Below are 6,168 nucleotides of genomic sequence, written 5' to 3'. Positions count from 1 at the left end.
AAGTGCGCGGGGAGCCTCGGCTCGGGCTCGACAGAGGGGGACGCCCTTCTGTTACCGCATCGACCAGCGACCATGCGGGGAGCCTCGGCTCGGGCTCTGCAGAGGGGACGCCCCTCGCGCCTCTGCCCTCGCATCGACCCGCACGAGATCGCGACGGGCCGATGCGAGGGCGACGGCGGAGGGGCTACGCGGGTCCCTGGAGATGGGAGAGAGTGCCAGAACTCGTGCGCTTTGCCGCAAGGAGAGCGGTTCGCTGCTTATCAGACAGTGGCCAAGGTGATCGGCCGCGGGATGCGGCCGGCGGCGACCCGGGAAACGCTCGGCGCTTCCCGGTTCGCCAGAGTGGACAAAGGCCATGGAGGGCTTTGTCCACGGAACGTGAGCTCGTTGCGTAGGTCGCTGGGCGGTTTGCATGGCCGCAGAGTGTCTGTCTGCGGTCGCGGCACTCGACGGGCTTCGAAATGGCCGCCGGGTTTCCTCATCCTTCCCAGCCCCACCCGAAGCGGCGCGTGAGATGAGACGACTCGCCTATCGCCGGGGGGGCCGCTTGACCGCCGCCCACAATCGAACGTGGTCGGAAACCGGTCGTGGTCGGAAGGAGCGGGGCGAAGAGGGTGACGGGGTGCGCGGTTCGGCCGAGGCGGTGCGCCGGATTGATGGTGGTGGTTAGTGGTGGTTGGTGGTGGTTGGTGGTGGTTGGTGGTGGTTGGTGGTGGTTGGTGGTGGTTGGTGGCGATTGGCGGCGATTGGCGGCGATGGCGTTGGCGTTGGCTGGGGGTGACTGGCAGCGGCAGCGCGGGGGGAGACGCGGCGGTGCGAAGCGCGGTGATCACGACATCGATGCTGGTTGCCACCGGGCTGGTGGCGGCGCCGATCCTGCCCGGTGCCCTCGCCGGTGAAGCCGGCCTCGCCCGTCGCGCGCGCGTGGCGACGTGGGATGCCGCGCTTCCTCTCGCTCCTCTCGCTCCCCTCGTTCCCGTCGCTCCCGTCGCCGCTGCCAATTCCTCCAGTCCCGACTCGGTCGATGACACGCGCGACGATGGAATCGCTCACGGGTTCGGCGGTGCGTTCGGTGACCGGACTGGCGACCGGTTGGGTGCCGCGATCGACAACGACGGCGCCGATCACTTCGCCGATGACGACGACATGGTGGACCGCCGCCGCGTCTATCTCAGCGGCATGCTCGGCGTCGGCACGGCCGACTCGGTGGCGCCGCCGGCGGTCGCCGAACAGCCCAGCGCGCTAGTAGCCCGTGGAAAAAGTGATCGGCCGCTGGATGCGGCCGACGGCGACCCGGGAAACCCTCGGCGTTTCCCGCGGTCGCTTGAGTGGACAAAGGCCACGGAGGGCTTTGTCCACGGACAGCTCGTGGCCGGCACGCTGTTTGGCGGCGACGGCGCCGTCGGTATCACCGCACCGCGGCCCTGGGGCGCGGCGCGCGTCGAGTGCGAGGCGCGGGGCCGAACGACGGCGCTCCCCGGACCGGATGGGCGCTGGTCGCTGATGGTGAACCTCTGGCACGACGTCAGCCTCTCCGACCGGCTCGCGCTGTACGGCGGCGGCGGCGCGGGCTCCGGAGGCACGCGCGGTGCGGACGGCGCGGGCCAGGCCCCGGCCGGCCTCGCCTGGCAGGTCGGCGGTGGCCTGGCCTACGACCTCACGGAACGGCTCACGCTCGACGTGGGCTACCGCTACGGCGGGATCGAAAGCCGGGCGCGCGGCAGCGCGCCTGCCGTCGGCGAGGCGGTGATCGCCGTGCGGATCCACGATCCGTTTCGCGGTTGGTGGCAACGGCGCGAAGCGGCGCGCGGCGAGGCCGCCGCCGTGAGGCGCGGCGGCGGCTGACCGCGCGCCTCCCCGTCAATTCTTCGCCGACTCTGCGGGCGCCGCGCCAGCCGCATCGTCGATGATCGCCGGTTCGTCAGGGTCGACCGGTCTCTGCAGACGACCGCCTCGCACGTCTCTGCAGCCGGGGGCACCCCTGGCCGCGTGATGCTTGAGCCCAAGCGTCGAGCGAACGGAGGGCAGGATGCCCGCAGTGAGCGTCCTGCAACGGGGCACTGGCTGCCCTGAGCCAAGCGTCAGGCCCGAAGCGCCGCCATGAGCCGGGCCGGACCTTCACTGCCCGGCTATCAGCTTGTCGAGCAGGTCGCCCACCCCGATCGAAACGGCCATCTGCTGCATGTGTCGGACATCGAGCCTGTCCCCGTGGAGAGCGACCAGCTTCGACACGTCGTCCCACTGCCGCTCGGAGGTCTCATTGGTCAGCCGGAACCACTCGAGCTTGGCCACGATGGAGTCCTCGGCCGTCGCGATCGGAATCATCGTCGCGGCGCCCGTGCCGAGGGGCTGTGGCGTGGCACGCTCCATCGCGAGCAGGTCGAACGGCCGGCCACGACTCACGAACACGTCGACCTTGTACGACGTGGGCATGTGAATGAGGTTGAAGCACGACTTTCGCTGCACGGCATCCCTGACCGCGGCGGGGCTGACGTAAAACTCTTCGCCGAAGGATGCGACGAAGGCTGCGACGTCGGCAAGCCCCAGATCACAGACGAGATCGACGTCCATCGTCGAACGGATCGCTCCGTGAAACGCGCTTGCGACGCTGCCGCCCACGTAGTGCCGGACGCCGAGCCTGCGAAGGGCCTCGGCCACGGGAGTCAGGGCGGCGATCAGGTCATCTCCGTCGCTCACGCTCCGCGCCCCTGCCGCCAGCAACGCACCTTGGCGGCGAGCTCGCCGCCATAGGCCAACTCGATGTAGGCGAGCTGCACGTCGTCTTCCGCGAGACCAGGGTGCCGCCGCCGAATGGCCTCCATGGCCATGAGCCTGTTCCGCCTCGACATGGCGCACGCCTTCCGGATCCGCTCCGCCGGCGCGAGCCCTCGAAAGCACCGCAGTTGCACAGCCGCTGCGTCGTCCGCCGTGTCGCTTGTGTAGGCGGGCAGTGTCATGATCGCGTCCTGTTCATGATCGCGTCCTGACAACTCAGTCTACACCGATCCCATACGACCTTCGACACGCCCCGGCCGCGGCTGCGACCCATGCGACAAACCGCTTTCCCACGACACCGCCCGACGCCCAAGGCCAACCTCACGGCCCGCCTGGGCGAGGACTTTCCGCGGAGTGCCCGAACTGTGGCGGCGACATCCGGCTCATTGCCTTCATCACGGAGCCAGGGCCGATCCGGAAGATTCTCACACGCCTCGGTGAACCACTCGAGCCGCCTCCCGCATGGACCTGCGTTCCGCGCGCCGCATCGGGCCCACACACGGGATCCATTCGATGGGGTGAAGCACGTCGCGCAGTGAGGGAAGCCGTTGATCGAATCAAGGGGGGCGGCTGAGCGCGCGCCACCCGTCAGTTCTTCGCCGGCTCTGCGGGCGCCGCGCCAGCCGGATCGGCCGCGACTGCGACGATCCGGCCAAACATGTGGCCGCCGATCGCGTCGTGCTGCCAGGTGCCGGCGTAGCGCTCGCCGTCGAGGACGACGCGCGCCGAAAACGTGCCGAGCCCGGGAACGGTCACCTTGTCGAGCGTGATCACGGGCGTGTCCCCCGCCCACTTCACCTCGACCGGCACCGGCAGCGTGAGATCCACCGTGCCGAAGCGCATCCGCGCGAGCATGGTCCACCAATCACCGTCGGCCAGCTTCGTCACCGTGGTGATCGTGTATTCCTCCTCGCGCGGCATTTCCTTTTCCCCCGGCACGGGCGTGCCCGGCGGGGCGTCGATCGTGAACCGGCCGACGAGTTTGACGCCGCTGAGCATGCCGCGGAGACGGGCCTCGCGCGCCGCGGCCCGCTCCGGCTCGGCTGCTGCCGGAGCCGCCGCCGGCTGCGCGGGGAGCACGCGAGCGGTCGCACCGCCGAAGAGGAACACCAGCCCGAACACGAGCGCACGTCGCATGGGTTGACTCCGGCTCCGGTATGGCAGACCGAGCGCCATCGTACGGCGCGACGGTCGCCGTAGAGAACCGCGGTCAGGCCAGCCGCTTCCAGCCCTGCTCGCGGTACATCGCCCGCATCAGTCCCGGGGCGAGGAATGGATAAACGAAATGGCTGATCCCGAGCGTAAGGGGCAACAGGCCGAGGCTCCACAGCGCCTGGCGGCGGTTTCCAAGGAGGAAAAAGTAGAGCGGCCCGAGGAGCAGACAGCCGAGGAACGCCCGGCCGGGGGCCACCACCCGGCGGCGAGCGTCGACGGGATGCTGGAACAGCGCCCGACCCCCCTCGGGAAGCGTCGCCCCGGCGTCATCGGCGAGGTCGCCGGGAAGAGCGGGAGCGCCCCCGCCACCCGCCCCGCCCCGCCGCGCCGAGGGCGATGCCGGCGACGACTCGCGCCCCCACCGGGCCGAGCCCGACTTGTCGGTGGCACCACCGGAGTCGCGCACCTGCGGCTGACCGCGGACGCCTGCCTGACCCCGGCCGAAGGTGTCGAAGCTGCCGCTGGTGCTGGCGAACGGATCGTCGTCGTTGAACTTGATGCCGGACAGCTGCGCGGCCTTCACCCAGCGCGGAAGCGATTCCTTCCACACCAGGTCGCTCGGGGCGAGCCGACCGTCGGCGCACATCGCGCGCAATTCAGCGGCAGACACCGGCCCATGCCGAGCGCCGTTCTTCTCGTAAAACCAGTCGGAAGCCATCGCGATCACCGGGAAGAGGAGAAATGGAGGATCTCGCCGCACGGCGGCGCGGGCCGCCGGACGGGTATGGGCCGGTGGCCGTGCTCAGCGCGCGGGCCGACCCGCACGGGCGGTGGCCGCCCGCGTTCCCCTGACACGAAGGCTGGCAGCCGATTGTTCGGCCGGCCGCTGTCGCGTCGCTCCTTTTCCGACCGCGCGCCCTGGGCTGGCGACGGCCTTCTTCCCCCCCGGTGTTGCCCCCCGGGTTGATCGTGGCTTGGCTTTTGCGGTCGGCGTCGCAGGCCGCTTTCCGGCCTTGGGCGCGGATCGGCCGGCGGCCGCCGTCGCAGCGACGGCGCCATCCAGGAATTCGGCGGCGATCGCCGTCAGCTCCTCCCGGGACAGGGCCTCCGACTCGTCGAGGACCAGAAGCTGGAGCCGGCCGCGGGCCTGGGCGTCCATCAGCGCCTCGTACTCCACGAGCGACAGGTCGTCATGGTCGTCCTGCTCACTCGACAGGAACTCGAACCCCACGCGGGCGGCCCGGTCCCAACCGTCGCAGTCGAACGAAACGCCGAATTCCTCGAACGGAAAGTTCCGCTCGATCGCGTACCCGCGCTGCCTGAACAGCCGGGCGAGCAGCGCACAGGCACTGCTCTCGGAAAGTGTGTCTGCCATGAAGGAAAGGTCCGGATGAGGAACGGAAAGAATGAATCGAGAAGATGCAATCGGGATCGAACCGGCCACACCGACGGGATCAATGAATGAGCGGAGAATACCCGATCCCCCCGCGCCCTGTCGCCGCGGTCGGGGCGGGGCGGACGGGCTGATGGACGGGGCCGCGCCGCGCCGATAGGCCCCGTTGGCTGCCCACGGCCGGCTGCGAGCGAGGCCGGTGGGATTCGTGTTTTTTTCGTGAGGACGCCCGATGGCCCCGACCGATCCGATCGCCGCCGCCCAGGCCGCCCTCTCGAGCGGAGACCTCGCAACCCGCCGCTCGGCGGCCGAACGCCTCGCTCAGAGCGGCGCCGCGGCGGCGCCGGCGGCGCTCGCCCTGGTGCGGGCCTGCGCCGACGCCGACGACCAGGTCCGCGAGTGGGTCGTGGCAGCGCTCGAGGAGCTCGGTCCCCCTGCCCCGGGGGTGGTTGGCGACCTGGTCGCGCTCCTCACCGGACCGGATCCGCTCCCCACCTACTGGGCGGCGACGCTGCTCGGCCGGCTGGGCGAGGGCGCCAGCGCGGCGGTGACTGCGTTGGTAACCACGCTCGCCGGCGCTGCCGATCTCGCCGTCCGCGAGCGCTGCGCCTGGGCCCTGGGAAAGATCGGCCCGGCGGCCGGCGTTGCGCGCGACGCCCTCCGCCGCAGCGCCGCCGGCAGCGACGAGCGACTCGCCCGGCTGGCGACCGAGGCGCTGACGGCAATCGGGGGCTGACCGGGCAACCTGGGCCGACCCCACCGCCGGCGGCGATTCCAGCGATCGTGCCGGCCGCGGTCGGCCGATCTCACCTGCCGGGGCCGTCCCCCGTCTGCCAGCGGAAGCC

The 6,168-nt window shown here is 70.8% G+C and carries 6 protein-coding genes; 2 read left to right on the top strand and 4 right to left on the bottom strand.

All coding sequences use genetic code 11. The features are described from left to right. The first annotated feature begins 813 nt into the window (after nucleotides 1-813). Nucleotides 814-1,845: a hypothetical protein gene (locus FJ309_08900; protein MBM3954716.1), complete on the top strand. Its 1,032-nt coding sequence runs from the start codon at nucleotides 814-816 to the stop codon at nucleotides 1,843-1,845. A gap of 273 nt (nucleotides 1,846-2,118) precedes the next feature. Here the strand turns inward: FJ309_08900 and FJ309_08895 are convergent, their stop codons facing one another. From FJ309_08895 to FJ309_08880, 4 genes are all read right to left on the bottom strand, one after another. Next, the gene (locus FJ309_08895) at nucleotides 2,119-2,697 is read right to left on the bottom strand and encodes a hypothetical protein (GenBank protein MBM3954715.1); all 579 of its coding nucleotides are present in this window, start codon (nucleotides 2,695-2,697) and stop codon (nucleotides 2,119-2,121) included. A 666-nt stretch (nucleotides 2,698-3,363) separates the two neighbouring features. Continuing rightward, nucleotides 3,364-3,912, bottom strand: a complete 549-nt coding sequence (locus FJ309_08890; protein MBM3954714.1) for a hypothetical protein — start codon at nucleotides 3,910-3,912, stop codon at nucleotides 3,364-3,366. Nucleotides 3,913-3,985: 73 nt separating this feature from the next. Then, entirely contained in the window at nucleotides 3,986-4,648 is a 663-nt protein-coding gene (locus FJ309_08885) for a DUF4339 domain-containing protein (GenBank protein ID MBM3954713.1), read from the bottom strand. Nucleotides 4,649-4,732: 84 nt separating this feature from the next. Beyond that, a complete protein-coding gene (locus FJ309_08880; protein ID MBM3954712.1) occupies nucleotides 4,733-5,305 on the bottom strand; it encodes a hypothetical protein in 573 nt (190 codons plus the stop codon). Between the two features lie 250 nt (nucleotides 5,306-5,555). On the opposite strand from FJ309_08880, the gene FJ309_08875 reads away from it, so the two are divergent. Next, complete coding sequence (locus FJ309_08875; GenBank protein MBM3954711.1) at nucleotides 5,556-6,059, top strand: hypothetical protein; 504 nt, start codon at nucleotides 5,556-5,558, stop codon at nucleotides 6,057-6,059. Nucleotides 6,060-6,168: the final 109 nt, after the last annotated feature.

This window comes from Planctomycetota bacterium, assembly GCA_016872555.1.
Taxonomy (GTDB): domain Bacteria; phylum Planctomycetota; class Planctomycetia; order Pirellulales; family UBA1268; genus F1-20-MAGs016.
Note: the sequence above shows the minus strand (reverse complement) of the source record. Positions and strands in the feature narration are given on the sequence as shown.